Annotated in this window: 25 protein-coding genes and 1 pseudogene; 4 read left to right on the top strand and 22 right to left on the bottom strand. The window is 39.5% G+C overall.

Features of this window, described 5'->3' with window-relative positions; all coding sequences use genetic code 11:
• Window positions 1-308 precede the first annotated feature (308 nt).
• Both ACN6MT_RS01755 and ACN6MT_RS01760 read left to right on the top strand, forming a co-directional pair.
• Window positions 309-1,226 (top strand): c-type cytochrome, encoded by a 918-nt coding sequence (locus tag ACN6MT_RS01755; RefSeq protein ID WP_419954578.1) that lies wholly within the window; start codon window positions 309-311, stop codon window positions 1,224-1,226.
• 117 nt (window positions 1,227-1,343) lie between these two features.
• Complete coding sequence (locus tag ACN6MT_RS01760; RefSeq protein WP_419954579.1) at window positions 1,344-2,045, top strand: response regulator transcription factor; 702 nt, start codon at window positions 1,344-1,346, stop codon at window positions 2,043-2,045.
• 165 nt (window positions 2,046-2,210) lie between these two features.
• Here the strand turns inward: ACN6MT_RS01760 and ACN6MT_RS01765 are convergent, their stop codons facing one another.
• The 14 genes and pseudogenes from ACN6MT_RS01765 to ACN6MT_RS01830 all read right to left on the bottom strand — a co-directional run bounded on the left by ACN6MT_RS01765 (window position 2,211) and on the right by ACN6MT_RS01830 (window position 13,981).
• Window positions 2,211-2,543, bottom strand: coding sequence for a DUF5661 family protein (locus tag ACN6MT_RS01765; protein ID WP_419956362.1), 333 nt, complete (start codon window positions 2,541-2,543; stop codon window positions 2,211-2,213).
• Window positions 2,541-3,098 (bottom strand): annotated as a pseudogene (locus ACN6MT_RS01770) (cupin domain-containing protein); the annotation flags it as partial. The gene ACN6MT_RS01765 and the pseudogene ACN6MT_RS01770, both read right to left, overlap by 3 nt.
• Before the next feature lie 312 nt (window positions 3,099-3,410).
• Entirely contained in the window at window positions 3,411-4,787 is a 1,377-nt protein-coding gene (gene rlmD / locus ACN6MT_RS01775) for a 23S rRNA (uracil(1939)-C(5))-methyltransferase RlmD (protein ID WP_419954580.1), read from the bottom strand.
• A 1,160-nt stretch (window positions 4,788-5,947) separates the two neighbouring features.
• Window positions 5,948-7,414, bottom strand: a complete 1,467-nt coding sequence (locus tag ACN6MT_RS01780; protein WP_419956363.1) for a nicotinate phosphoribosyltransferase — start codon at window positions 7,412-7,414, stop codon at window positions 5,948-5,950.
• 58 nt (window positions 7,415-7,472) lie between these two features.
• Window positions 7,473-8,024 carry a cysteine hydrolase family protein gene (locus ACN6MT_RS01785; RefSeq protein ID WP_419954581.1) on the bottom strand — a complete coding sequence of 184 codons (552 nt, stop codon included), beginning with the start codon at window positions 8,022-8,024 and terminating at the stop codon, window positions 7,473-7,475.
• Window positions 8,025-8,123: 99 nt separating this feature from the next.
• Window positions 8,124-9,065 (bottom strand): diacylglycerol kinase, encoded by a 942-nt coding sequence (locus ACN6MT_RS01790; RefSeq protein WP_419954582.1) that lies wholly within the window; start codon window positions 9,063-9,065, stop codon window positions 8,124-8,126.
• Between the two features lie 187 nt (window positions 9,066-9,252).
• Window positions 9,253-10,155 carry a hypothetical protein gene (locus tag ACN6MT_RS01795; protein WP_419954583.1) on the bottom strand — a complete coding sequence of 301 codons (903 nt, stop codon included), beginning with the start codon at window positions 10,153-10,155 and terminating at the stop codon, window positions 9,253-9,255.
• A complete protein-coding gene (locus ACN6MT_RS01800; RefSeq protein ID WP_419954584.1) occupies window positions 10,152-10,244 on the bottom strand; it encodes an LPXTG cell wall anchor domain-containing protein in 93 nt (30 codons plus the stop codon). The genes ACN6MT_RS01795 and ACN6MT_RS01800 overlap by 4 nt, the downstream gene beginning before the upstream one ends.
• Window positions 10,241-11,317: a hypothetical protein gene (locus tag ACN6MT_RS01805; RefSeq protein WP_419954585.1), complete on the bottom strand. Its 1,077-nt coding sequence runs from the start codon at window positions 11,315-11,317 to the stop codon at window positions 10,241-10,243. The genes ACN6MT_RS01800 and ACN6MT_RS01805 overlap by 4 nt, the downstream gene beginning before the upstream one ends.
• Complete coding sequence (locus tag ACN6MT_RS01810; RefSeq protein WP_419954586.1) at window positions 11,314-11,796, bottom strand: hypothetical protein; 483 nt, start codon at window positions 11,794-11,796, stop codon at window positions 11,314-11,316. Before ACN6MT_RS01810 ends, ACN6MT_RS01805 begins: the two co-directional genes overlap by 4 nt.
• Window positions 11,793-12,311, bottom strand: coding sequence for a sigma-70 family RNA polymerase sigma factor (locus tag ACN6MT_RS01815; RefSeq protein WP_419954587.1), 519 nt, complete (start codon window positions 12,309-12,311; stop codon window positions 11,793-11,795). The genes ACN6MT_RS01810 and ACN6MT_RS01815 overlap by 4 nt, the downstream gene beginning before the upstream one ends.
• 98 nt (window positions 12,312-12,409) lie before the next feature.
• The gene (locus tag ACN6MT_RS01820; protein ID WP_419954588.1) at window positions 12,410-12,610 is read right to left on the bottom strand and encodes a hypothetical protein; all 201 of its coding nucleotides are present in this window, start codon (window positions 12,608-12,610) and stop codon (window positions 12,410-12,412) included.
• A 142-nt stretch (window positions 12,611-12,752) separates the two neighbouring features.
• Entirely contained in the window at window positions 12,753-13,001 is a 249-nt protein-coding gene (locus tag ACN6MT_RS01825; RefSeq protein ID WP_419954589.1) for a hypothetical protein, read from the bottom strand.
• A 197-nt stretch (window positions 13,002-13,198) separates the two neighbouring features.
• Window positions 13,199-13,981, bottom strand: coding sequence for a class I SAM-dependent methyltransferase (locus ACN6MT_RS01830; RefSeq protein ID WP_419954590.1), 783 nt, complete (start codon window positions 13,979-13,981; stop codon window positions 13,199-13,201).
• Window positions 13,982-14,090: 109 nt separating this feature from the next.
• On the opposite strand from ACN6MT_RS01830, the gene plsY reads away from it, so the two are divergent.
• Window positions 14,091-14,717, top strand: coding sequence for a glycerol-3-phosphate 1-O-acyltransferase PlsY (gene plsY, locus ACN6MT_RS01835; RefSeq protein WP_419954591.1), 627 nt, complete (start codon window positions 14,091-14,093; stop codon window positions 14,715-14,717).
• 32 nt (window positions 14,718-14,749) lie between these two features.
• On the opposite strand, the gene ACN6MT_RS01840 is transcribed toward plsY, so the two are convergent.
• Window positions 14,750-15,304 carry a thioredoxin family protein gene (locus ACN6MT_RS01840; RefSeq protein ID WP_419954592.1) on the bottom strand — a complete coding sequence of 185 codons (555 nt, stop codon included), beginning with the start codon at window positions 15,302-15,304 and terminating at the stop codon, window positions 14,750-14,752.
• A 220-nt stretch (window positions 15,305-15,524) separates the two neighbouring features.
• Between ACN6MT_RS01840 and putP the strand changes: the two genes are divergently transcribed.
• Entirely contained in the window at window positions 15,525-17,003 is a 1,479-nt protein-coding gene (putP, locus tag ACN6MT_RS01845; protein WP_419954593.1) for a sodium/proline symporter PutP, read from the top strand.
• A 1,031-nt stretch (window positions 17,004-18,034) separates the two neighbouring features.
• Here putP and gatB read toward each other — a convergent pair.
• From gatB to aceB, 7 genes are all read right to left on the bottom strand, one after another.
• Entirely contained in the window at window positions 18,035-19,462 is a 1,428-nt protein-coding gene (gatB, locus tag ACN6MT_RS01850; RefSeq protein WP_419954594.1) for an Asp-tRNA(Asn)/Glu-tRNA(Gln) amidotransferase subunit GatB, read from the bottom strand.
• Window positions 19,463-19,474: 12 nt separating this feature from the next.
• The gene (gene gatA / locus ACN6MT_RS01855; protein WP_419954595.1) at window positions 19,475-20,932 is read right to left on the bottom strand and encodes an Asp-tRNA(Asn)/Glu-tRNA(Gln) amidotransferase subunit GatA; all 1,458 of its coding nucleotides are present in this window, start codon (window positions 20,930-20,932) and stop codon (window positions 19,475-19,477) included.
• Window positions 20,933-20,969: 37 nt separating this feature from the next.
• Window positions 20,970-21,263: an Asp-tRNA(Asn)/Glu-tRNA(Gln) amidotransferase subunit GatC gene (gene gatC, locus ACN6MT_RS01860; RefSeq protein WP_419954596.1), complete on the bottom strand. Its 294-nt coding sequence runs from the start codon at window positions 21,261-21,263 to the stop codon at window positions 20,970-20,972.
• Window positions 21,264-21,427: 164 nt separating this feature from the next.
• A complete protein-coding gene (locus ACN6MT_RS01865; RefSeq protein ID WP_419954597.1) occupies window positions 21,428-21,973 on the bottom strand; it encodes a hypothetical protein in 546 nt (181 codons plus the stop codon).
• Window positions 21,974-22,257: 284 nt separating this feature from the next.
• Complete coding sequence (locus ACN6MT_RS01870) at window positions 22,258-22,689, bottom strand: YueI family protein (protein WP_174524439.1); 432 nt, start codon at window positions 22,687-22,689, stop codon at window positions 22,258-22,260.
• 186 nt (window positions 22,690-22,875) lie between these two features.
• A complete protein-coding gene (gene aceA / locus ACN6MT_RS01875) occupies window positions 22,876-24,153 on the bottom strand; it encodes an isocitrate lyase (protein ID WP_419954598.1) in 1,278 nt (425 codons plus the stop codon).
• A 33-nt stretch (window positions 24,154-24,186) separates the two neighbouring features.
• On the bottom strand, window positions 24,187-25,779 hold the full coding sequence (gene aceB / locus ACN6MT_RS01880; RefSeq protein WP_419954599.1) for a malate synthase A: 1,593 nt from the start codon (window positions 25,777-25,779) through the stop codon (window positions 24,187-24,189).
• Window positions 25,780-25,791: the final 12 nt, after the last annotated feature.

The raw sequence follows: 25,791 nt of genomic DNA on the forward strand, positions 1-25,791 counted from the left end.
TGAATATACCTCGAATCGAGTGTTGGTATGTTGTCTCTCACTTTTCCATTTCTTTTCCGATACTCATTGCTTCCTCCTCCTTAATTTTGGCTTTCCTTCTTAATTTATATCGTGATATTCTCCTTATATCTGAAAAATATTTTCCATGTCCTTCCAATCACAAACATAATACCTTGGATAGTATTTGTTCACGAAACGCTCAATATTAATTAACCGAATCTTAACATTCATTCTTAATAATGGGTGTATAAAATATTTCGGTTAAAGCTTCTCATAGAGAAGCTTCCCCGATATGTGAGGTGCTTAAGATGAACAGGCTTTTTATTTCTTCTGTTCTAGCAATTACAATGACGATTGTACTCGGATTCAGTGTATTCTTTTTATTTATTCACAATCCAAATGAGCAGCCGGCATCAAATTCTTTAAGTGACAAGACTGCTTCAACTCATGCTGAAAAATCGGATTATCCCTATCTACCTCCAAGCATGGACAAAGTTCCCACAGGTGATGAAGGGGAACTAATCAAACTTGGAGAGAAGCTCCATAATCAAACAAGTACCATTCTTGATGGCTATGTAGGTAATACACTAAGCTGTGCAAGCTGCCATGCAAATGGTGGTGTTGATTCTTCGTTAGACCTTGTGGGAATTTCAAAGACATATCCACAATATAATCCTAGGGCTGGAAGAGAAGTTACTTTACAAGAGAGAATAAATGGATGCTTTAAAAGAAGTATGAATGGAAAACCCCTTCCACCAGACAGTAAAGAAATGAAAGCAATGGTTGCCTATTATTCTTATATTTCAACAAATGTTCCAGATGGGACACTCGAAAGACCATGGGCTAAATTATCAAAGGCTGAAGGAGATTTAGCTGCCGTAAACATTGATGAAGGAAGAAAACTTTATAATAAAGCATGTATAACGTGTCATGGAGAAGATGGCTCTGGTAGTGGAACAGGACTTGCTCTTTGGGGTGACAATTCATACAACATTGGTGCAGGTATGGCGCGTATTAGAACAGCTGGAGGATTCATTAAAGAATATATGCCAAAGGTAGCTACTGGCGGTTATGAGCCTGGTTCTTTTTCAGACCAGGAGGCGATGAACATTGCTGCTTTTATTAACTCAATGGCTAGACCTGATTTCCCTGATAAAATTAATGACTGGCCAAAAGGAGATGCGCCAGATGACGCAGCCTACGAAACATTGGCTGAGAAAAAATAGATAAACTGTATTGAGATGGCCGCTGTTAAAGCGGTCATTTTTTTCGATTAATTTACATATCCTTTGTGAAACTCTCACTTTTTAATCGATATAATAGGAGAAGGGGGGGTAATTTAGATGGAAGATAGAAAATTAAGAGGCAAAACCATTTTAATCATAGACAATAATAATGAAAGTAGAGCCGTCATTCGGTTTCACCTAACCCGGCAAGGTTTTGAAATATTGGAAGCAAAAAATGGGAAGGAAGCTCGTGAATCGTACTTGAAATATGATCCTTGTTTTATTTTGTTGGAGACGGAGCTCCCTGATACGTTTGGTCTAGATATTTGTTGGTGGATGCGTTATGAATTGGACAGCAATGTCCCAATCATACTATTATCAACAAAAAATACAGAACAGGACCGTATTGAGGGTTTAAGAAAAGGAGCAGATGACTATATAGGTAAACCCTTTAATATAGAAGAGCTATCTATTAGGATTGAAACAGTTTTACGAAGAACGGCTAACCGTTGTAGCAAGCTAAGTTATAAGGGATTAACTATTAAACCATTAAAAGGCATAGTGAGGTTCCATGATGATATATTAGACTTAACCCATTTCGAATATAGGTTGCTCTATTTATTTTTTACACACCCAGACCAAATTTTTTCAAGAGAACAAATAATCAATACCATCTATAATAAAAGTGAAAAGGTCATTAATGAAAGAACAATAGATGTACATATCAAACATCTACGAGAAAAAATCGCGGAATATACAGACTATCCATTTATCGTGACACTAAGAGGGATTGGATATAAATTTAGTACGGAGAATTAAGCCGGATTCTTCGTATTTATGATGCAAAATAAACTTGGAGGTACTCAATTTTATGTTAGCCTTCTGAAAAAAAAACACGCTTTAGCGCGTGCTCCTTTCCTTCTTATTAGTTTTGGTTTTTGTTTTTTATTCAATTAAGGTGGAAATAATAAATTGTCTAGTATATTATTTGTTCCAAAACGCTTTTGCTTCTTCCTCAAGAACTTTTAACCTTTTATAATAATCAGGAAATTCGTTGAGGTGAGCCAATGCAATTTTTCCAGTAGTGATAGGTTCATCCGCAGTAACATTTGTCAGATTGTATTTTCTTCCATGTTCAAGTTCTGTATTTACTCCCAACCAAAACTCATTTAAATCAAATTTACTCTTGGTAAAATCAATGCCTAAAAGTAAAGCTATTGCTGCTGCTTCCTCTTTAGAAAAGCTAGTTTTAGAGATGTTTGAATTAGTTGTATTAATATTTTCTGGTCTAAATGTATTTAAATTTTTTGGAGTTATATTTTTTTCATTGCGATGACCGTAGGCTTTTTCCGCAGCTACTGCATCTGATTTGGTAACATGGACAGTACCAAATGGATGGTTAGGAGGAGCGTAAATCGAGTAAAGTTTTAGCGGAATATTACCTGTGTTGGTTAGATTATGCCATGTTCCAGCAGGTATCATTATTGCAAAATCATCATAGACATTTCTTTCAAAGTCAAAATTATCTTTACTCTTGCCCATTTGAACAATCCCCTGTCCTTGTTCAATACGTAAAAATTGATCAACGTCGGGATGCATTTCTAAACCGATATCTTCGCCAACATTAAGACTCATTAAAGTAACTTGCAAACGATTCCCTGTCCATAAAGCGGTACGATAGGTTTTGTTTCGCTTCGTAGCCTCATTGATATTAACTACAAATGGTTCTGGTCCATAATCTTTAAAACTATATTGGTTAGTACCATTAGGAATATTCCTGTAAACTGACTGATTTTCATAGTTATGCATTGGTGCATTAACATAATAATGATATTGATTTTGATATGGATACGTACTAGGGACATTGTACATTTTTTTCATTCCCTTCACAGATATACAAAAACATCATATGCCTATGCTTAGGGAATGTTCTTCTATTTATTTAAACTACCTTATCACCTGATTCTCCACTTTTCCCACCACTTAGTGATGAACACCGCTAAAACTACAAATTTCATTATTAACGACATAAGAAAACTTCATCTTTCTAAAGATTATGTAAATTGATAGAGAATGTTTGGACAAAGATGTTAAACTCAAAAAAGTTTTTTTGTCCCCGCACATCATGACAATTAATTAAGAGCCTCCCAATTCAGGAAAGGCTCTCTACTCACTAGTGCATCTTTAATTATCTTTTCTTACAAGTATTGAACAACACTCCACATGTGTGGTCTGCGGAAACATATCCACAGGTTGAACTTCAATGGTTTTATAACCACCATCTTCTAAAATCCGTAAATCACGGGCCAATGTGGCTGGGTTACAAGAAACGTAGACAACCTTTTTAGGTTTCATCTCAATAATCGTTTGCAAAAATGTCTCATCACAGCCCTTGCGCGGTGGGTCCACTACGAGCACATCAGCAGAATTCCCCTCTTTATACCACTTAGGGATCACAACCTCTGCTTCCCCAGCCTCAAACTCAACATTAGTCATCCCATTTAATTCCGCATTTCGCTTGGCGTCTTCAATTGCTTCTGGAACAACTTCTACTCCAAAGACTTTCTTTGCCTTTTGGGCCAGAAACAAGGATATTGTTCCGATCCCGCAGTACGCGTCAATCACAGACTCTTCTCCATTTAGCCCAGCATATTCCAATGCCTTATCGTATAGAACCTTCGTTTGAACAGGATTCACCTGATAAAAAGAAAGAGCTGATATCGCAAATTTAACGTCTCCAATTAGGTCATAAATCACTTCATTGCCCCAAATGACCGTTGTATTTTCGCCAAGGATTACATTTGTACGCTTTGAATTTACATTGTGTACAATCGATTTGACTTTAGGTAGACGTGCGATTATCTCCTCCACCAATTTGTCTTTGTTTGGAATGTCATTCGTCCTGGTAATCAGCACAACCATCAGTTCACCTGTTTGTTGTCCATAACGGGCCATAATGTGGCGTAGGACACCTTTATGTGACTCTTCTTGGTAAGGTGTTATCCCCAGCTCGCTGCATATTTCCTTAACAGCTTGAATAGCTTCATTAATTTCTGGGAGCTGGATCAAGCTCTCATTGGTATCTACGATCTCATGACTCCTAGGCTTAAAAAATCCAGCAATCAGCTTACCATCTTTTTCACCGACTGGAACCTGTGCTTTGTTTCGATAATGCCATGGGTTATCCATGCCTAGAATTGGGTGCACGGTCACATCCTCTAGTTTACCAATACGTGTCAGCACTTGGCGCACTTGATTCTCCTTATATTTCAATTGCCCTTCATAGCTGATGTGCTCCAGCTGGCAGCCGCCATATTTATGAATCTCACTGTTAGGGACCTCGACTCGATATGGGCTTTTTTCATAAATTTCAATCAAACGCCCGAAGCCGTAGCCCTTGTTCACTTTTATTACTTTAACCTGTGCCTTTTCGCCAGGCAGGCCGTTTGGTATGAACAACGGAAAGCCTTGCACCTTTGCCACACCTGCACCATCGTGAGTTAGATCTTCAAATACCACATCTATATAATCATTTTTTTTAACCGGTATTGTCTTCTTCATTATTTACTTCCTTTACTCCGATTTGACTAGCAAGATTGTACCATAAACCCAGTCTAATTGCGAAATCAGCCATATTATGAATGTATATCACTTTCTTATGCGTAAATTGTCGGAGCATTTTAATTTAACAATACGATAATAGTGTTTATAATGATAACTATCCTATGGAAGGAGGTGGTTACGATAAAGAAGGTAAATTTTCTTCCGATCGCATTTCTGCTCGCCTTCATTTCATTTTCCGTTTTTCATACTTCCAACCTATTCATTCAATCACATCATTCAAATAAAGCAGTGCTCATGATGGATGATTGGAGTATTAATTCACAAACGGATGATGAGGAAAAACATTTATTTCATCTTGATTTTGTCAAAGTACTATCCCTAATTTCATTAGTCGTAGTCACCCTTCACAGAATCTTTTCTTATAACCACACAAGAAACTTCATCTTTCTCGTTCCGGTTTTTCATCAATCGAATTATGTAATCTCTTCTCCCAATTGTAAATATTGAACTTACAAAAAGGGAGGAAAAAACTATGTGGATTCGCTTTGTAATGATTGGTGTCTTTTCATTAACTGCTGCGGGTATGCTCACCTTTCAAGGTATAGAAATTTACCATGCATTCGTGGATTTCTTTAAGAATAAATAAGATGTATAACCGAATATTCGAATAGGATTACAAATAGATGACCTCTGCGTTTGGTCATCTATTTTTATGGATAATTAATTATTGTCAATGGAAAAAAGGCATGATGACTGAATCTAATTGTTAAAGTTATAATTATGACACCTCATGATGACCATATTCCTCAAAAATTAATGAAAGTGGTAACTATGACGCCTTCATAATGACCATATTCCTCAAAAATTGATAAAAGTGGTAACCATGACGCCTTCATAATGACCATATCCCTCAAAAATTAATAAAAGTGGTAACCATGACGCCTTCATGATGACCATATTCCTCAAAAATTAATGAAAGTGGTAACCATGACACCTTCATAATGACCATAATCTTCAAAAATTAATAAAAGTGGTCACCATGACGCCTTCATGATGACCATATTCCTCAAAAATGGACTAAAGCGGTCACCATCAACAGTTCTTGTAATGAGATTACTACATAAAAGACACCCATTAAAGGGTGCCTTTACATTTATCTATTCTGCCTTCATCTCAGCAACTTTTTCTTTTACTTCTTCAATATTCCTCATTTTGTTATCCCAGCATTTTTGGCTAAGATCTACTGGATATTCCTCAGGGTTCATTGTACGTTTATACTCGTCCCAGAGGGCGTCTAGGTTTTGCTTTAAATAGTCACGCGACTCCTCGAGACATGGCATTTCATAGACAAGCTCACCTTTTTCAAAAATCACTTCATGGAGCTCTTTTGCAGTAAAATTTGTCACGATTTTATTCATATAAGTATGCGTCGGGTGGAACATTCTCAGGCGCTTCTCTGGCAATTTTTCATCCTCTAGCGCAATGTAGTCTCCTTCAGCATGGTTATTCTTATTATTGATGATTCGATAAATTTTCTTAATCCCAGGGGTCGTGACTTTTACTGGATTGGAAGAGATCTTAATCGTATCCTCCATTTTGCCGTTATCGTCTTCTATAGAAACAATCTTGTAGACGGCCCCTAGTGCCGCCTGCTCGTAAGCGGTAATAAGCTTAGTTCCAATTCCCCAGCTGTCTATTTTTGCACCCTGTGCTTTCAAGTTAAGAATGGTATACTCGTCGAGATCACTGGAAGCAAAGATTTTTGCGTCCTTAAAGCCTGCCTCATCGAGCAGTTTTCGTGCTTCCTTCGAAAGATAGGCAAGGTCACCGCTGTCTAAACGGATTCCTATGAAATTAATAGAATCGCCCATCTCCCTTGCGACTTTAATTGCATTCGGAACACCTAAACGCAGGGTATCATATGTATCAACCAAAAAGACACAGTCTTTATGAGATTCAGCATATTTTTTGAATGCGATATATTCGTCCTTGTAGGCTTGGACCATCGAATGGGCATGCGTGCCAGAAACAGGAATTTGAAATAATTTTCCCGCTCGAACATTACTCGTTCCATCAAAACCCGCTAAGTAAGCAGCTCGCGTCCCCCAAATGGCAGCGTCCATCTCCTGAGCGCGGCGAGTACCAAACTCCATTGCAATTTCACTTCCAAGAACCTGTTTAATTCTAGAAGCCTTCGTCGCAATTAATGTTTGATAATTAATGATGTTCAATAGTGCCGTTTCAATCAACTGAGCTTCACAAAGTGGAGCGTCTACGCTTAAAATCGGCTCATTTCCAAAAACAAGCTCGCCTTCTTTCATACAGCGAATGGTGCCCGTAAAGCGTAAGTCTTTTAAATAAGCTAAAAAGTCATCCTGATAGCCTACTTCATTTTTTAAATACTCCAAATCATCTTCAGAAAAGCGGAAGCCCTGGATAAACTGAATGACCTTTTCCAAGCCAGCGAATACCGCATATCCATTTCCAAACGGAAGTTTACGGAAAAACAATTCGAACACTGCTCGTTTATTATATCTGCCGTCTCTCCAATAGGTTTCTACCATATTGATCTGGTATAGATCAGTATGTAAAGCTAAGCTATCATCCTGATAAATGTTTTTCATCATAACCCTCCGAACAACTACTTTTTCAACATATTAAATAATTTTACCATTATAAAAACTATTTAACCAGCGCTCCAAGGGATTGTTCAAAGTGCCCTAATGCCCATTCATGTCCTTTTTGATTAAACGAAGCAACTGCGTCTTTATAAACAACGATGTTAAACCCCTTATTATAGGCATCTACCGCTGTGTGAAGAACACAAATATCCGTGCAAACCCCAACGAGGTGCAGCTCCGAAATCCCTCGTTCCCGAAGCTTAATTTCAAGGTCTGTACCAGCAAATGCGGAGTATCGTGTTTTATCCATGAAATGCACATTGTCGCACTCTTTATTCTCCTCAAAAAGTGCTTGCAGTCTGCCAAACAGATGTCTTCCGGAAGTACCGCGAATATTATGTGGTGGGAATAATCTAGTCTCTGGATGATAAGAGTCTCCTTTATCATGTACATCAATAGCAAAAACCACGTAATGATCATTTTCAATAAACTCACGAGTTATTTGCACGATTTTCTCTTCAATAAGCCGCCCCGGCTCCCCGCAGGTTAATGCCCCTGCATCTGCAACAAAGTCGTATGTATAATCAATATTAATGAGTGCCTTTTTTCCCATTTCACTGCCTCCTGTTTCATACTTTATTTATTATATTCTGTACCGAAATCTTTTTTCCTCTAAATAAAAAAGTTCGCTCCACAGCGGAACGAACCTTTATCAGCTATATCTCTGCCCCGGTACCCAATCGGTTGGTTTATCAAGGGGACGGATGTCATCGATTGGTACAAATACTTCTAAATGCCTGTACAAGTTTGCAAATTCAGCGGGCAGCAATCCACCGAATTCTCCATCAAGATTCAATTGAACCTTTTCATTAGAATGTACTTTAATCCGGCTCGCTTTGGCGTAGATAACATTGGGATCATTCACATGCTCTCCGCGAATGGCCAGCGTTGCCACTCGAATAAACTCCGCCAAATTAATTTTTTTCAAGATCAATAATGAAAATAACCCATCATTAATCGATGAATCTGGAGCTATTTTTTCGAAGCCGCCGATTGAATTCGTCAGCCCTACAAGGAATAACATTGCCTCTCCTTCGAAAAGCTTGCCATCGTACTCAATACTGATATCTGACGCCTTGATGGAAGGCAGCATTTCCATACCTTTTAGATAGTAGGCTAACTGGCCAAGCATCGTCTTTAGTTTACTTGGAACTTCGTATGTAAGCTCCGTGATTCTCCCGCCGCCGGCGATATTAATAAAATAACGGTCATTAATCCGGCCAATATCCACCGGGATTCGATCACCCTTTGTGATAATATCTACCGCTGCGCCAATATCTCTTGGTATATGCAGCGCTCTCGCAAAATCATTTGTAGTACCTGCTGGAATAATCCCTAGTTTTGGCCGGAAATCCTGCTCAGCAAGCCCGTTAACCACTTCATTAATGGTACCGTCACCTCCAGCAGCTATGACAACATCATATTGCCGTTCAACCGCGATCCTAGCAGCAGCCGTTGCATCACCTGCACCCGTTGTTGCATGGCAAGAGGCTTCATACCCGGCAATCTCAAGTTTTTCTAATATTTCTGCTAGATGACGCTTAAGGATTTCCCGCCCTGAAGTAGGATTATATATTAATCGTGCTCGTTTCATTATTCATCATCCTATTTTTATGAAATCAAATAAATAAATGGTATCTGATGGATATGTTCAATATTCTACCAATTAACTCCTAGGCTTACAATTATTAACCCTAGACACAAATATTATTATATCCATATCACTGCCGTCTTCTATCATACCTTTTTTTTATTTTTTTGCAAAAAAATTAGATGTGAATTTAATTAGTCGTTAAATTTACATAATGGGTATTCGAAATTGTAATATTATACTTACCCTCACCAGACTGGTGAACAGCGTCAACACGATCCCCTGTATTTGGATCACCTTCCTCTGTTACATTCCATGCACCATTAATGGAGTCTACACCAACAGCTTCAATTTTCAAATTGCTGCTTTGATCAACTTTTACATCTAGTGACGATGCACCTTTAATACTCCAATTATTCTCGAGTGCCCTCGGATTTAACGTAAGATCTGCTCCGGTACTAATTACCTCAAGTTCAACACCCTTTGGAATGAGAATGGTAGAAGCAACTTCCTGATGACTATAAAAAGGTCCTAATTCGTTCGGAAGTGTCTTCACATTTACATAAAGAGTATCTCCCTTTTTATTTGCATATACATAATCATCTGCACTCGCTAAGAGCTTCTCCTTTTTCGCGGTCTGGGTCCGGTACGTCCCAAACATGGATACCTCTTTTTCATCGGTTGCTTCAATTGTCGTTTGATAGGCTGTCGTTTTTAAGACCACTCGTTTAATCGTATCGTCTATTTGATAGGAGAAGTCCGGCAGCTCAAACGATCGTTCTTCCCTAGCTACCACTTCCTCCACTTTTCCCATAATACCGGTTGCACTTAGTGTCGCAAACAATATTCCAACCATTCCGAGCAAACCAACAAAGAGGATACTGACAAAATCATATTTCAATATTGGCTTCTCCTGTCTTGAGAAGAATAGGTAAAGTAGAATTTCAATCCCTAAAACAATCAATAGAACCGGCCACCATGCCGACATCACATGGACAAGATCCAGCCCCATGAACCTTGAGAGAAAGAGGAAGAGACCTAGGAAAAGAAGTGAGGCCCCCATTGAAAACGTACCAACACGCCATGTTCTCATGCCTGTTCCACCTTTCTTTTTCTAAAAAGAAAACCCATTCCAGCCCCAATTAAGAGCACCCCTGTCAGTGCGTTTTGCCACCTTTTCATGATTTTTTCTCCTCCCTCTTATGCTTGCTGCCTGCTAAAAGCTTAATACCGCCGCCAATTAACAGCACACAAACAATACCCGTTTGAAAATAGCTTTGTACCCAATACATTAAATCGACTTGGATTATATTTGATAGCATTGGGGCAAAGACAGGAATAATTACATTCATGAATAGGTAATAGAGCCCCATCACCACTAGACCAATTCCAACCCATTTTTGATGATTAATGAGGTAAGAAATAATCGGAACATCCTCCATTTCTTCCTCACCATACTTAGAAACCTTTTGCATAGCATCAAAGAAGCTGTAAAACCAGATAATCGGGATTAGGAACAAAAAGATTCCAAGGCGTAAGATATCCAAAATATAGATGGAAAACAGGAAAGCTGCCATTAACTGAATCCCGCGTTTTTGTAAACCTAGATAAAGGTGTCCTGCACCAGGAAAAATCGCAAGGAATGTGGCAATAGATTTGCTCTTCTTCCCATCCTCTCTTCGTGTTTCAAAGTCTTCAAAAATAGTGCGGTCAACAAGTTCCTCGCCACGCTGTTTCTTGTTTAATTGCTGGACAGAATCAAAAAAACCATACACCCAGATAATTGGCAAGCCTGCTAAGAAAACGAGAAACTCCGAACGACTGCTAAGAGCCGTTATGAAAATTACCATAACACCAAGGCCTAAAAAAGCTGCCAACAAGGTGAGTCCTCGGTTCATCAGTCCAAGCTGAAAATGGCCTAAACCCGGGACAAATGATAGGACAATCGTATAAAACCGCTCTGATTCCTGTGTAGCCTGTGCAGGTGGTACATCAGGATTTGCTGCTGTCAATGCCCTCTTTTGTTTTGAGATTTTTAACCCCAAATCGATAAAACTAACTAAATAGATAAAGATTCCTACCATAAAGCATAGGACAGCCACTTCACCACTGTTGGAAAAAACCGCTATGACCGTAATGAATGCTAAACCCACCACAGACATTAAATACAGTACACCACGAATCATGTTACCAAAATAAATATGACCGAGGCCTGGAAAGAGTGATAGTGTTAACGCCTTCGTTGAACTTTTCATTTTTTATTTGCCTCCTTTTTCTCCAAAGAATCCATCCATGCAAATGTTTTATCAATAACGCCCTCTGTGACTGTTGGCTTTTTTTCCTTGATATGCTGTGGTGCCTCAATAGCACTTGCATACGTGGCAAGTGATTGAAACACTCCTGAAAAAGTAAGTAATAGTGTTGCAGCAGCTGCGATTAAATAGTGGAAAGCCGACTGTTGATAGTATGGCTTTTTCTTTTTTACAGGTTGTTTCAATACTGTCGGTTTTTGACTGAACTCTTTTTGTTTAGAGACTTCCGCCATTACCAGGTCTGTGAAGCTATCCTCATTTGAAAGAACTGGAAGTGATGATTCATGTTCTGAGACAGCTAATAAATAATTCTCTAGACATTGGTCGCAAGTATACAAATGACTTTCAAGTTCCTCTCGATTTTTGCCGTTTACTTCGTCTTTAACATAACTCAACCACTCATCATAACTGAAATGCTTCATGAAAAATCGTCCTCCTTCCAATTCTTTTTCATCCAAACACGTGCCCGATATAGCTTTGTTTCGATTGTTTTCACCTGTACATTTTGTTCTTCAGCCATCTGCTGATAGCTTTTTTCCGCTATATAGAAACCATAAATGACATCCCGATAATTCTCAGGAAGCTGATCCAGTCTCTTTCTTACGAGCCTTCGTCTTTCACTTACGATTAGTTCTCTTTCCACGCCATCCTTTGGAGTGCCAAGCGCCTCCTGCTCCAAAGCCTCCATCACTTCTTCTTTTCTTCGTGCTTGCTTTCTCTTTATATCAATTGCATGATTAACAGCGATCCTGGTCATCCACGTCTTAAAGCCTTGATTTTCATATTGGGAGAGAGAGGAATATATTTTCATAAATACTTCCTGAGCGGCGTCCTCTGCTTCCTTTTGATCACGAAGAACAGCAAAGACGGTCCGGAACACATCATTACGGTACTTCTCAACCAAAAGGCGAAAGGCATGGTCACTGCCATCGATCACTTTTTGTATTAAAGCTGAATCACTAATCGCACTCTCCCCCTTTCTCTCTGACCTTCACCTTAATAGACGATATACAATTTAGAAACCCCTACACTATTTTAAAAAATATTTTTGATTTCAATTAAAATAGTAGCATAAAAGAGTCTGGTCATGGATTTATGTGCTAATGATAGACTACGTGTCAAGATCATGGATTGAGGACATATCCATCTGACGGCAGCATGCGCTTTGTCCTCAATACCCTCCATTGAGACATATCCATCTGACAACTGCTGCATTTTGTCCCCAAGACCCTCCATTTAGGACATATCCTTCTGGTGTTCCTGCGTTTTGTCCCCAAGACCATCGATTTAGGACAAATCCCTCTGATGACTTCATGCGCTTTGTCCGCAATACCCTCCATTGAGGACATATCCATCTGACAACTGCTGCGTTTTGTCCTCAAGACCATCGATTTAGGACAAATCCCTCTGACAACTGCTGCGTTTTGTCCCCAAGACCCTCCATTGAGGACAGATCCTTTGACCACTGCATGCGTTTTGTCCCCAAGACCCTCCATTGAGGACAAATCCATTGACCACTGCATGCGTTTTGTCCCCAAGACCCTCCATTGAGGACAAATCCTTTGACTACTGCATGCGTTTTGTCCCCAAGACCCTCCATTGAGGACAGATCCTTTGACCACTGCATGCGTTTTGTCCCCAAGACCCTACTTAAGACTATTCTTCCTGCCGTATTCAAACTAGCCTAAGAAAACGAACGCAACTGATTCAATCAGCTGCTGATATTTTAAAATTCTTAAAATAAACTGAGATTAATTCAAGAGAACAAACACTACGAAAACCACATAAAAAAACGTACGGAAGAACCGCACGTCTTAAGGATAACTATGCTTGAAGCCTTAATATACAAACATTACATTCGTGTGGAATGACGAACGTTTCATGGCCATGTAAGGATTCGGTTAAAGCCTTCAGCGCCTCATTCCTCACATCTATTTCTAACCCTGCTAACCATGAGATGGATTCCACTCTTTCTATCCATGCCTCTTTTGTAAAGGACACATTATAGTTAAGTTTATAAAAATCTCTTAAATCGAAACCATTCCTTTGCCATTCATCGAACCACTCTGCCGGAAATCCATTAATTCTCTGTTTAGATTGTGCTTTTGCCCCTGCTGGTTTCAGTCCTCCACTAACATATCTAGATAGAACTTCAAACGTCTTCTCAACCACTGAGGATCCGGCAAGAAAACCAGAATCTATGACAATTAGTGTCCCATTTTCTTTTAAGATTCGCTTCATTTCAGCGATTGCCTTTTCACGGTCAAACCAGTGCCAGGCGCGCATAACCGTTACGATATCAAACTGGGAATCATCTAAACCTGTATTCTCCGAAGTACCTTCGAGATACGGAATCGTATAATTTTTCGTCCTATTTAACGCAACTGCCTGATGAAGTAATTCTTTTGATGGGTCTACTCCAGTGACCTCTGCCTTCCTCATAGCGATTTTCCTTGTTAATGCTCCTGTCCCACAGCCAATATCTACGACTTTTCTCCCATCGAAAAAAATACCTCGGACATAAAGGCTATCCATTAAACTTACAGGAATATCTTCTCTTGCTTTCGCATAACTTGTAGCAACTTGACCAAAATCGATCTGTTTCATGCTGGTCGCCCCTTTAATATTTCCTATTTTAGGAATTATAAAAATGATACCATTTAAGTATAGTAAAATGCTATTGTTATAGAAAAGAATCTGACAAAGGAATGATGATATGCTTTGGTTGCTGCTCCTTTCCTCCTATTTGATTGGAAGCATTCCGACTGCACTAATTGTGGGCAAGCTGTTATTTGGTGTTGATATTCGCGACCATGGGAGTAAAAACCCTGGTGCCACCAATACGTTAAGGGTTCTTGGCAAAGGATCCGCCGTTATCGTGGTACTTGTGGATATTGGTAAAGGGGCACTCGCTGCTTACCTTCCTCTACACTTCAACCTTAGTGTGGAACCGCTTTATTTTGGTCTTCTGGCTGTGATTGGCCATTGCTATCCCATTTTTGCTGGATTTCGCGGAGGGAAAGCCATTGCTACCACTGCAGGAACCTTGGCAGTAGCTAATTTCCCATTAGCCTTGATTGCTTTTGGTACTTTCTTTTTGGTAATTTTTATATCGAAATACGTATTCTTTGGCTCCATTTCAGTTGGCTTAAGCCTTTTAATTTATTCTTACTTTTCATCTGAAGTCGATTTTGAACTTATCTTCTTATTCTTTACCTTCTTTTTAATTTATCTTCACCGCTCAAATATTCGTAACCTCATCCTAGGAATTGAACCAAAAATTAATGATAAAAATTTAATTGATGACCGCATTCCACCAAAGAACAGCAACCTAAAAATGTAGAAAATCCCTGGCCAATGGCCAGGGATTCTTAATTATTTCAAGAAGGCATTCATAATACTATTTGCTACGGTCTGCCAAATCGATGAGTTAGTCTGATAAGATTGACCTAGACGATTGTATAACGCCATCTGCTTCTCCTGAAAATCCGGAGCTTCCTTATCAGGCAGTTCTGCACGGCCTTTTTCCACTAGGGCTTGCATTTCAGGCGCACGTGGTCCCCATACCCCAACTTCATTTCCCTCTTGATCAATGAAAATAAAAATAGGAATTGCTCTGGAGGTGCCATTCGTTAAATATTGGTCCATTAGTTCAAGATTCTGGTCCCGTAGTACAAACCGGACCTCCATGCCTGCAGCTTCAGCCACTCTTAGCAATACTGGATTGTTAAGCATAGCGTCACCGCACCAATCCTCTGTTAGAACAATTGAGCGTAATTTTTTTGACTGAACAGCTTTAAGTTTCTGTTTATCGCTTTCCGTTAACTCAAAGCGATCATAGATGGAGGTCATTTCTTCTTTATTCCGAGTCATTAAGCTTATGTACTCATCTTTCGTTAGTCCCTTTTGAAACCAAGAATTTAATTCCAAATGTAACACTCCCTTCAATTTCTCTTATCATAATCCTTTCATTTTCTACTTACAAATAAAAGGATTTCTGCCTTTTTTACTACTATTCCAAGAGTAGTTTAACCTATTTTGAGAAAGTAAAAAAATACTAGTAGATATTGCTATATCAAGTTGATAGAATATTTTATATATAAAAAAAATTATTTTAAATTTTTTCTAAGATAATAAAGGGGGAAAATGGATGACCACTGAAACACTTCAGCTTGTGTCGATTGGAATATACATTGCGATGATGCTTTTCATCGGTTGGTATTCTTATCGCAAAACAAGCAACTTAACAGATTATATGCTTGGAGGAAGATCCTTAGGACCTGCTGTAACCGCCTTAAGTGCTGGGGCTGCTGATATGAGCGGCTGGTTATTAATGGGGTTGCCTGGGGGTATTTATGTTACCGGTTTAGCGGATGCTTGGATTGCTATCGGTTTAACGATTGGCGCTTATTTAAACTGGTTATTGGTTGCACCTCGCCTGCGCTCTTATACACAGGTAGCCAACGATTCTATTACCATTCCAAGCTATCTTGAAAATCGCTTTAAAGACAATACGAAACTTCTCCGAATCGTATCTGGTATCGTCATACTAATATTCTTTACTTTTTATGTTTCTTCCGGGATGGTTTCAGGTGCTGTCTTTTTTGAAAGCTCCTTCGGCACAAGCTACCATACAGGTCTTTATATCGTTGGCGGCGTTGTCGTTGCCTATACTTTATTTGGCGGCTTTTTAGCCGTAAGTTATACAGACTTTATCCAAGGATTGATGATGCTCATTGCCCTTATGCTTGTTCCGGCAATTGGTATTTTCAGTACTGGCGGTCCTGCCGAAACATTTGATACCATCAGAGCAATCGATCCGTCTAAACTTGATTTATTAAAAGGAACGACCTTTTTAGGTATCGTGTCTGCAATGGCATGGGGACTTGGTTATTTTGGCCAGCCGCATATCATCGTCCGCTTTATGGCAATCAAAACGGTTAATGAAACAAAAAGTGCCCGTCGTATTGGTATGAGCTGGATGATTATTTCGCTTGTCGGTACTATCTTTACAGGATTGATTGGAATAGCCTTTTTCCATCAGAATCCACAACATGTTTTGGAAAACCCTGAGGCAGTTTTCATTGAATTAAGTCAAATCTTGTTTCATCCATTGTTTGCAGGATTTGCATTGGCTGCAATTCTTGCTGCAATAATGAGTACCATTTCTTCTCAATTAATCGTCACTTCTAGTGCACTTGTTGAAGATTTATATAAAGTGGTCATGAACAAAAATGCAAGTGAGAAACATCTAGTATTCTTAGGAAGAATGGCTGTTCTCCTTGTAGCTGTGGTTGCAGCAGCACTGGCTTTCAAACAAAACAGTACGATTCTAGATTTAGTTGCCTATGCATGGGCTGGTTTCGGTGCAGCATTCGGTCCAATTATTCTATTAAGCTTATTCTGGAAGAAGATTACGAATTGGGGAGCCCTCTTTGGTATGATCGTCGGTGCAGTCACCGTTATTGTGTGGAAAAATATTGGACTTGGCGATACACTATATGAAATCGTTCCTGGATTTGTTTTTAACTTACTTGTTGCTGTTATCGTAAGTCTAATCACATACAAGAAAAATGAAGCAATTGAAAAAGAGTTTGATGAAAGTGTACGTTTATTAAAACAAAATTAAGTCACGAAGAAACACGCTCGTAAATACTTTAGAAGTACAAATATTGTAGATAACATAGGAAAGCGCACTTGAATTCACAGTGCGTTTTTTTATTGATTTATCAATATTTTAGCGAATTTTAATTGCTTATTTCGTCTTGATTCACATAGTAATTCACGGGTATGAAATAATTATTGGAGGGTGTGTGAATTATTTGTGATTTAGTATGTGGATTATGTTGAGATCACAAAGAGGGATACCTTTTGTGGCGGAGTAATGTATCTAAATGAGGTTCACCTGGTTTTTTAAAAACATAGGTTGCCTTATCCTTCAATGAGTAACCAGTGATATTTAAAATAAGCGGAAGTTTTTCCGTTAGACAGCAGAATAGAGCTCGGTCGGGATATATAGGCGGAGGTTTTCCTATTAGGTAAAGAAAAATTACCCATTTTTACGTTTTTCGAGTCAATAGTCGGAATCTCTCCATCTATTGAAGCTATTTTCAGTGCTAATTCATAATTAAGAGAAATTTCTCCGCTTATTTATCAAACTCTCTCTAACTTTTTCTATTGGGATATTCAGCAAATTTCTCCTTTTTCCTTTAAACAAACGTTTGATTAGAATGGACTTTAACCTTCGTTATAAAAGAGTTTCTCTTTAAAAAAGGGAAGAATTCTGTCGACTAAACAAACGTTTGATTAGAATTGGAATAAACCCTTATATCTACTTACTTTCTAAAGCTTTTCTCATGAATTTATTGTCATTTTTTATATTATTATTTCCTAAAATTCAATCATTTTAAAATTCGCCCAACCACTCGACAAAAAACCACTAAAAATATACTAATTAAACGTTTAATTAAAATAGCTTTCAAGCTTATTGCAAAAGGTTTTATTCCAAAAAAAGGGTAGATTTTTGTCGTCTAATCAAACGTTTAATTAGTTTTGCTTAAAGCCTTAGGAAATAAATCTTTTTCCCAGGAAATGATGCGGAATAAGTCGATGATTGATTCGACAAAAAAACAGACAGATTAGAATCTGCCTGTTTGCCGTTTATCGTTTGCTTAATTCCTGTTGCAATAATTGATTTACCAGTTGTGGGTTCGCCTGACCTTTTGTCGCCTTCATTAACTGCCCAACGAGGAAACCAACTGCCTTATTTTTACCATTTTTAAAATCCTCAATGGATTGTGGATTGGCGTCAAGAACTTCAGATATGATTTTCAACAGTGTTCCTTCATCAGAAATTTGCACCAAGCCTTTGTCCTTAACAATTTGCTCAGCATCACCTCCGTTTTCAATCAACTCATTAAAAACGGTTTTAGCAATCTTTGATGAAATCGTTCCGTTTGTGATGAGCTTAATCATACTTGCTAAGCTTTCCGGTGTCAGGGAAATTTGATGGAGTTCTTTCCCTTCTGCGTTTAGGTAAGCAGACACATCTCCCATGATCCAGTTTGAAGCTAATTTCGCCTCTGCACCCGCAGCGACGGTACCTTCAAAGAAATCAGCCATTTCTTTCGTTACCGTCAAAACTTTAGCGTCATAAACAGGTAATCCCAGCTCTTCTACATAGCGCTTTTGGCGCTGATCAGGGAGTTCTGGTATTTCAGCTGCTATACTAGCTTTCCATTCCTCATCAATATAAATATCCAGCAAGTCTGGTTCCGGGAAGTATCGATAATCATCCGATCCTTCTTTTACCCGCATAAGTAAGGTAGCGCCTGTTGCTTCATCAAAACGACGTGTTTCCTGATCAATTTTTCCGCCATTCGAGACCACTTCACGCTGCCTTATCTCTTCAAACTCCAGCCCTTTTCGAACAAAATTGAACGAGTTTAAGTTCTTTAATTCTGTCTTGGTTCCAAACTCTTCTTGTCCAACCGGACGAATGGATATATTGGCATCACAGCGAAGAGAGCCTTCTTCCATCTTACAATCTGATACTCCAGTATATTGGATAATCGACTTTAATTTTTCAAGATACGCATAAGCTTCATCAGGTGTACGGATATCAGGTTCAGAAACGATTTCCACAAGCGGTGTTCCCTGGCGGTTATAATCGACTAGTGAATAACCATTCCCGTGACTGAGTTTTCCTGCGTCTTCTTCTAGATGAATCCTTGTGATTCCAATTCTTTTTGTATAGCCATTTACCTCAATTTCAATCCAGCCATGCTCACCAATTGGCTTATCAAATTGAGAAATCTGATAAGCTTTCGGATTATCTGGATAAAAATAGTTTTTTCGGTCAAATTTCGTGTGAGTAGCGACCTGGCAATTCAGGGCCATTGCTGCCTTCATCCCGTATTCAACGGCCTTTCTATTTAGGACTGGCAGTACACCGGGATAACCAAGGTCAATGACACTTGTATTTGTATTAGGCTCAGCCCCAAAATGGTTCGGGCTTGCCGAAAAGATTTTCGAATCCGTTTTTAACTCAACATGAACTTCTAGACCAATGACAGTTTCAAATTCCATCTATTTCACCCCCTATATTCCTGGCTTTTGTTTATGATAATCTGTTGCTTGTTCAAATGCATGTGCCACCTTATAAATGGTCGCCTCATCAAAGTGCTTTCCAATGATTTGTAATCCAAGCGGCAGCCCATTATCAAATCCACACGGTACAGAGATTCCCGGTACCCCTGCTAGGTTCACAGGAATCGTCAATATATCATTGATGTACATAGTTAACGGATCCTCAATATTTTCACCGATTCTAAACGCTGGAGTTGGAGTCGTTGGTCCAATGATAACATCATATTTTTCAAACACATCCTCAAAGTCCTTCTTAATGAGAGTACGGACTTGCTGTGCTTTTTTATAATAGGCATCGTAATAACCTGAACTTAATGCAAACGTACCAAGCATGATACGGCGTTTTACCTCATCCCCGAAACCTTCCGCTCTTGACTTCTTATATAAATCAAGTAAATTATCAGCATTTGGACTCCGGTACCCATAGCGAACACCATCAAAGCGGGCTAGATTAGCAGACGCTTCAGAAGATGAAAGCAAGTAATAGGCCGCTAATGCATATTTAGAATGCGGCAAGGATACCTCTTCCCAAACAGCACCTTGTTTTTCAAGGACCTTCAATGCATCTAGGACAGACTGGCGGACAGCGTCAGTCACTCCCTCACCAAGATACTCTTTTGGGACCGCTATTTTTAACCCTTTAACATCCCCCGTTAACGCAGATACAAAATTCGGCACTTCGACATTTGCTGATGTTGAATCCATTTGGTCTAATCCGGATATTGCTTGTAATAGATAGGCATTATCTTCAACGGTTCTTGTTATAGGACCAATTTGATCAAGGGACGAAGCAAATGCAACTAGTCCGAAGCGGGATACTCTTCCATAAGTCGGTTTTAACCCTACTACTCCGCAAAAAGCAGCTGGCTGTCGGATAGATCCCCCCGTATCGGAACCTAAAGAAAATAGCACTTCACCTGCAGCTACCGAAGCAGCAGAGCCGCCTGAAGAACCGCCTGGTACTCTATCAAGATCCCACGGATTGCGTGTTTTTTGATAGTGGGAATTTTCGTTAGAAGAGCCCATTGCAAACTCGTCCATATTTAACTTTCCGATTGTTACCGTCTCATGCTGCTGCAGCTTCTGCACAACGGTAGCATTATAGATGGGATTAAAGTTTTCTAGAATCTTACTTGCACAGGTTGTCCGAAGTCCTTTGGTGACAATATTGTCCTTTATGCCAATTGGCATTCCAAACAACAAACCATTTTTGGATTCCGTGGTAAGCTTGTCATCAAGGGAACTGGCTGTTTGCCGAGCCTTCTCTTCATCCAATGTTAAAAATGCTTGAACCTTGCCCTCTACTTGGGCAATACGTTTATACGACTCATCTACCAGATCAGTAACCTTTAGTTCCTTTTTATGTAAAAGTTCATGAAGATCTGAAACTTTATAATCAAATAAGCTCATTTTTTCCCCTCCTTTAGTTAGCTCCAGCAACTAGGCATTACTCGCCTATAATCGCTGGAACTTTGATTTGGCCTTCCTGATGTTCAGGTGCATTTTTTAATACTTCTTCAATCGGCAATCCTTTTTCCTTAATGTCCTCACGGAATACATTTTTCATATCGAGTACATGGTAAGTTGGTTCAACATTTGTCGTATCCAGTTCATTTAACTGTTCTGCAAAAGTAATAATCGCGTCAAGCTGCTTCGTGAACCTTTCCGTCTCATCCTCCGTTATGGCTAATCTTGCTAGGTTGGCTACATGTCTAACCTGCTCGTTTGAGATTCGTGTCATTTTTCAATCCCCCAATCCCTTATGTCTTAGTTAATTTACTATTGATAATACCAAACTTTTTCGCTTCACCGCAATGATTGCTTCATCAGTATTGGCGTATTATGTTCTTTTTAGATTATTAGTCAAAAAAAAAGAGCATTTAGCTCCCTGAATTATGTATTCGTTTATTGCTGTGGAATAACCTCTCCATTACTATTTAAAGCTCTAACATGCGGGCGGAAGCCTATTCCCACATAGTAGCGTTTTCCATCTTTCTTAATTATCTTTGCCTTTTTATAATCTTCGGTATCCTGATTGGCTATTTCAATCGTAGTGATATTCTCATTATTGATTTCTCCAAATACAACGTAAATATCTTTAAGAACATTCCCTTTTTCATCATACTTTGTGTAATTTTCATTGTAAATAGAATATGTTTCGCTCTCTGCATGCTCCCAGCCATTTGGACCATCATTTTTCCATCCCTTGTCATCATTCCCTTCAAAGAACGAGACACCTAGAACTGGCTCTTTAATATGTTCTACTTCTTTTCCTTCTGCTTTCGTAGTGTAAAGAACGATCGTTATTCCATCACTTTTCTTCTTGTACAAAACCTCTTGAACTTTAAAGGGTATCGTTTCAGCAATGGCTTTTTCTAGTGTTGGATACTTGCACCCCGTAAGAGTAAGCATTAGAATAATCACGATAATAAGAACCTTACCTTTTCTCATAATTCTCCTCCTAGACTTGGTCAGAGTATAGTAATCTAGTAATCTTGTGAAAGGTAAAAGGATTATTAATCCCCGGACCTTACCTGACCATTTTTCTTTTCGTTTCCATTATGAGTTCTTCTTTCCCCCTTTTATAAATGATTCTTAATAGAGCTTCCATATATTTATAATATTCTAATTCCCTACGTAATTCCAGTTATACCCAAATATAGGTCGAATTACCTCCTCCGATTAACCCAATAAATAATAAAAGCAGTCTCATTGACTGCTTGGCTGTTTGCCTATTATCGTTTAAATAATTTCGCAAATAGGCCTTTGCTTTTTGGGGGTTCAGGCTGGCTGATTTCCTTTTGGGTGATATAAATATCATCCTTATCAATGGCATGGTCCATAGCCAGCAGCAGGCCGATATCTGTATCGTGTTCCTTATTGGTTACAATTGTGTGTTCAATCTTGTGTTTGGCTGCCAACTTTACATATTTGGATAAAGCGGAGTACTCGATATTTCCATTTAATAAGAGATTTGCCTGTGGATTTTTTTTCATTTCCCTCTCCACTTGAGGATAAATCGTTGCTTCCGCCACTTGGTTCTTCTTAAGAGCAAGAATAATACGTTCTCGTAATGTTCCTAAAAACTCCCGTCTCTCATCCGGCTTCGTTTCCAAAGGGCCATGAATCCCCTGTTGAAGGACTTCCTCCACATTCTGCTTTTTCAAATAGATCAACTCCATTAAAAGGGCTATTATTATGTATGATAATACCCTAAAAAGTGTTCTTTTCCAAAAACGCGGGTTTAGTGTTGGTTTTATCTGAGGGTGTTTTCGGCCATCTGTGAGATGTAATCCGCCAATACGCAAGAAACCCCCTTCTCCAATTGGAGAGAGGGGTCATACCAACAAAAATTATTTTGTAAACTGCTCTTCTTCTGTTGACCCTTTTAAAGCGGTTGTGGAGGAGGTTCCGCCTGTAATTACCATGGAAACTTGGTCAAAGTAGCCTGTTCCTACTTCACGCTGGTGTCTTGTGGCTGTGTAGCCGTATTGCTCACTATCGAACTCAGCTTGCTGCAATTCAGAGTATGCCGCCATACCGCGCTCTTTGTAGCCGCGAGCAAGTTCAAACATGCTGTGGTTTAGGGCATGGAAGCCAGCAAGGGTAACGAATTGGAACTTGTAGCCCATTTTTCCAAGCTCTTGCTGGAATTTCGCAATCGTATCCTGGTCAAGTTTCTTCTTCCAGTTGAAAGACGGCGAGCAGTTATAAGCAAGCATTTTGCCAGGGAACTTCTCATGAATTGCTTCTGCAAAGCGTCTAGCTTCCTCAATGTTCGGCTCAGATGTTTCACACCAAATCAGATCAGCGTATGGTGCATAAGCTAAGCCTCGTGCAATCGCCTGATCAAGTCCTGCTTTTGTTCGGAAAAAGCCTTCCGCAGTCCGCTCTCCTGTAATAAACGGTGCGTCGTTCATATCAATATCACTAGTAATTAAATCAGCAGCATTTGCATCTGTCCGGGCAACCAATACAGTCGGAACACCCATAACATCTGCGGCCAAACGAGCAGCAATTAAGTTACGAACTGCCGTTTGTGTTGGAAGCAAGACTTTACCTCCTAAGTGACCACACTTTTTCTCAGAAGACAGCTGATCCTCAAAGTGAACACCGGCAGCTCCAGCTTCAATCATGCCTTTCATCAATTCAAAGCAGTTTAGCTGCCCGCCAAAGCCTGCTTCTGCATCGGCTACAATCGGCACAAACCAGTCGATAGAATTATCACCTTCTAAATGGGTGATTTGATCTGCACGTTGAAGTGCTTGGTTGATTCGTTTTACCACACTCGGTACACTGTTTGCTGGATATAAGCTTTGGTCCGGATACATATGTCCAGAGAGGTTAGCGTCCGCTGCAACCTGCCAGCCGCTTAGATAAATGGCCTTTAATCCTGCTTTGACCTGCTGAACAGCTTGATTTCCTGTTAATGCTCCTAAAGCATTAATGTAGTCTTCTTCATTCATTTGCTTCCAAAGTTTTTCTGCTCCCCGTCTTGCCAATGTATGCTCGATGTCAATGGAACCTCGAAGCTTAATAACATCCTCAGCACTATATGGCCGAGTAATTCCATTCCAACGTTTATCCATTTCCCAGCTTTCTTGTAACTCCATCGCTCTTGAATTTGTCATTTTAAATTCCTCCTATTAATCTATTTAAATTTTTTATAAAAGCGTATATCCAGGTAAGGTTAAAAACTCTTCAAATTCATCATTTAAGATTAAGCTGTCAAACAGCTCTACAGCCTCAGTAAAACGCCCATTCTCATAGGCAGACAAGCCAATTTCATCTTTAATTTTCTCTAATTCCTCTGCCTTTAACTGCTCATACATGGCTGAAGTAATTTTTCTGCCATCCGCGAGAATACCTTTTGGGTGGCGGATCCACTGCCAAACTTGAGCCCGTGAGATTTCAGCAGTTGCTGCGTCCTCCATTAAGTTATGAATGGGTGCAGCTCCTCTTCCTGATAACCAGGAAGCAATGTATTGAATTCCAACATTGATATTAACGCGGACACCTTCTTCGGTAATCTTACCGCCTGGTGCCTCGAGCAAATCACTAGCTGTTATCGTGATCTTTTGTTGTTTGGTGGTATGAATTTGGTTGGCTACCGGCATTTCTCTATCAAATACTTCAAGCGCTACTGGTACTAACCCGGGGTGTGCTACCCATGTACCATCATGACCATCACGTACTTCCCGTTCTTTGTCAGCACGAACCTTCGCAAATGCTTCTTCGTTTGCCTGTGGATTATCGCGAATGGGTATTTGTGCCGCCATTCCTCCAATTGCTGGTGCCTTCCGGCGGTGACAGGTTTGAATGGTAAGCAATGAATAGGAACGCATAAACGGTACAGTCATGGTTACCTGGGATCGATCTGGCAGAATGATTGTTTCATGGTTACGCAGTTTTTTTAAGTAACTAAAAATATAATCCCATCTGCCGCAGTTAAGGCCCGCTGAATGTTCCTTTAATTCAAATAGGATTTCATTCATTTCAAACGCCGCCATAATCGTTTCTACTAAGACAGTCGCTTTAATGGTACCTTGAGGGATGCCAAGTCTGCTTTGCGAAAAAATAAAGACATCATTCCATAGCCTTGCTTCTAAATGGCTTTCTAACTTAGGCAAATAAAAATAGGGTCCTGTTCTACGAGCTAACAAATTTTTTACATTGTGGAAAAAGTACATACCAAAGTCAAAAAAGCTCCCAGAAATAGGCTTGCCATTAAGCAGCACATGTTTTTCTTCTAAATGAAGTCCACGCGGTCTTAAAAACAGGACAGCTGTTTCTTCATTCAACACATATCTTTTTCCATTTTGATTTTCATACGATATCGTCCGATTTACTGCATCTCTTAAGTTGATTTGTCCTTCGACGATATTTTCCCAGGTTGGTGAAGTAGCGTCTTCACAATCCGCCATAAAAACTTTTGCGCCCGAATTTAGAGCATTGATGACCATCTTTCTTTCTGTTGGTCCAGTAATCTCTACCCGGCGGTCCTGAAGGTCTTTCGGTAATGGTGCGATTGTCCAATCACCATTACGAATTTGTTTTGTTTCAGGAAGGAAATCTGGAAGATTACTGTTATTGATTTCCTCTTGGCGTTTTTCTCTGTACTGTAACAGTTCAATCCGCCTTGCCCCGAAATTTTGCTCCAGCTCCTCAATAAATTTCAGCGCCTCGGGTGTTAAAATCTCATTGTAATGCGCTTTGAGAGCTCCAACTACTTCTATACCTGCTGTTTGCGTCGACATGGACTCGTTCAC

It is taken from the genome of Neobacillus niacini, assembly GCF_048572935.1.
GTDB classification, from domain to species: Bacteria; Bacillota; Bacilli; order Bacillales; family Cytobacillaceae; genus Neobacillus; species Neobacillus niacini.

Bases quoted from the DNA above. Each gene is read 5' to 3' on its own strand.
- ACN6MT_RS01755 (WP_419954578.1), top strand. From the start codon at position 309: ATGAACAGGCTTTTTATTTCTTCTGTTCTAGCAATTACAATGACGATT.
- ACN6MT_RS01780 (WP_419956363.1), bottom strand. From the start codon at position 7,414: ATGAAAAACATTTATCAGGATGATAGCTTAGCTTTACATACTGATCTA.
- ACN6MT_RS01805 (WP_419954585.1), bottom strand. From the start codon at position 11,317: ATGAAAAGTTCAACGAAGGCGTTAACACTATCACTCTTTCCAGGCCTC.
- aceA (WP_419954598.1), bottom strand. From the start codon at position 24,153: ATGACAAATTCAAGAGCGATGGAGTTACAAGAAAGCTGGGAAATGGAT.
- ACN6MT_RS01830 (WP_419954590.1), bottom strand. From the start codon at position 13,981: ATGAAACAGATCGATTTTGGTCAAGTTGCTACAAGTTATGCGAAAGCA.
- ACN6MT_RS01810 (WP_419954586.1), bottom strand. From the start codon at position 11,796: ATGAAGCATTTCAGTTATGATGAGTGGTTGAGTTATGTTAAAGACGAA.
- ACN6MT_RS01795 (WP_419954583.1), bottom strand. From the start codon at position 10,155: ATGAGAACATGGCGTGTTGGTACGTTTTCAATGGGGGCCTCACTTCTT.
- ACN6MT_RS01825 (WP_419954589.1), bottom strand. From the start codon at position 13,001: ATGCAGTGGTCAAAGGATCTGTCCTCAATGGAGGGTCTTGGGGACAAA.
- ACN6MT_RS01790 (WP_419954582.1), bottom strand. From the start codon at position 9,065: ATGAAACGAGCACGATTAATATATAATCCTACTTCAGGGCGGGAAATC.
- ACN6MT_RS01785 (WP_419954581.1), bottom strand. From the start codon at position 8,024: ATGGGAAAAAAGGCACTCATTAATATTGATTATACATACGACTTTGTT.
- ACN6MT_RS01820 (WP_419954588.1), bottom strand. From the start codon at position 12,610: ATGGAGGGTCTTGGGGACAAAATGCAGCAGTTGTCAGATGGATATGTC.
- ACN6MT_RS01865 (WP_419954597.1), bottom strand. From the start codon at position 21,973: ATGAGAAAAGGTAAGGTTCTTATTATCGTGATTATTCTAATGCTTACT.
- ACN6MT_RS01760 (WP_419954579.1), top strand. From the start codon at position 1,344: ATGGAAGATAGAAAATTAAGAGGCAAAACCATTTTAATCATAGACAAT.
- plsY (WP_419954591.1), top strand. From the start codon at position 14,091: ATGCTTTGGTTGCTGCTCCTTTCCTCCTATTTGATTGGAAGCATTCCG.
- rlmD (WP_419954580.1), bottom strand. From the start codon at position 4,787: ATGAAGAAGACAATACCGGTTAAAAAAAATGATTATATAGATGTGGTA.
- aceB (WP_419954599.1), bottom strand. From the start codon at position 25,779: ATGTCGACGCAAACAGCAGGTATAGAAGTAGTTGGAGCTCTCAAAGCG.
- ACN6MT_RS01800 (WP_419954584.1), bottom strand. From the start codon at position 10,244: ATGAAAAGGTGGCAAAACGCACTGACAGGGGTGCTCTTAATTGGGGCT.
- putP (WP_419954593.1), top strand. From the start codon at position 15,525: ATGACCACTGAAACACTTCAGCTTGTGTCGATTGGAATATACATTGCG.
- gatA (WP_419954595.1), bottom strand. From the start codon at position 20,932: ATGAGCTTATTTGATTATAAAGTTTCAGATCTTCATGAACTTTTACAT.
- gatC (WP_419954596.1), bottom strand. From the start codon at position 21,263: ATGACACGAATCTCAAACGAGCAGGTTAGACATGTAGCCAACCTAGCA.
- gatB (WP_419954594.1), bottom strand. From the start codon at position 19,462: ATGGAATTTGAAACTGTCATTGGTCTAGAAGTTCATGTTGAGTTAAAA.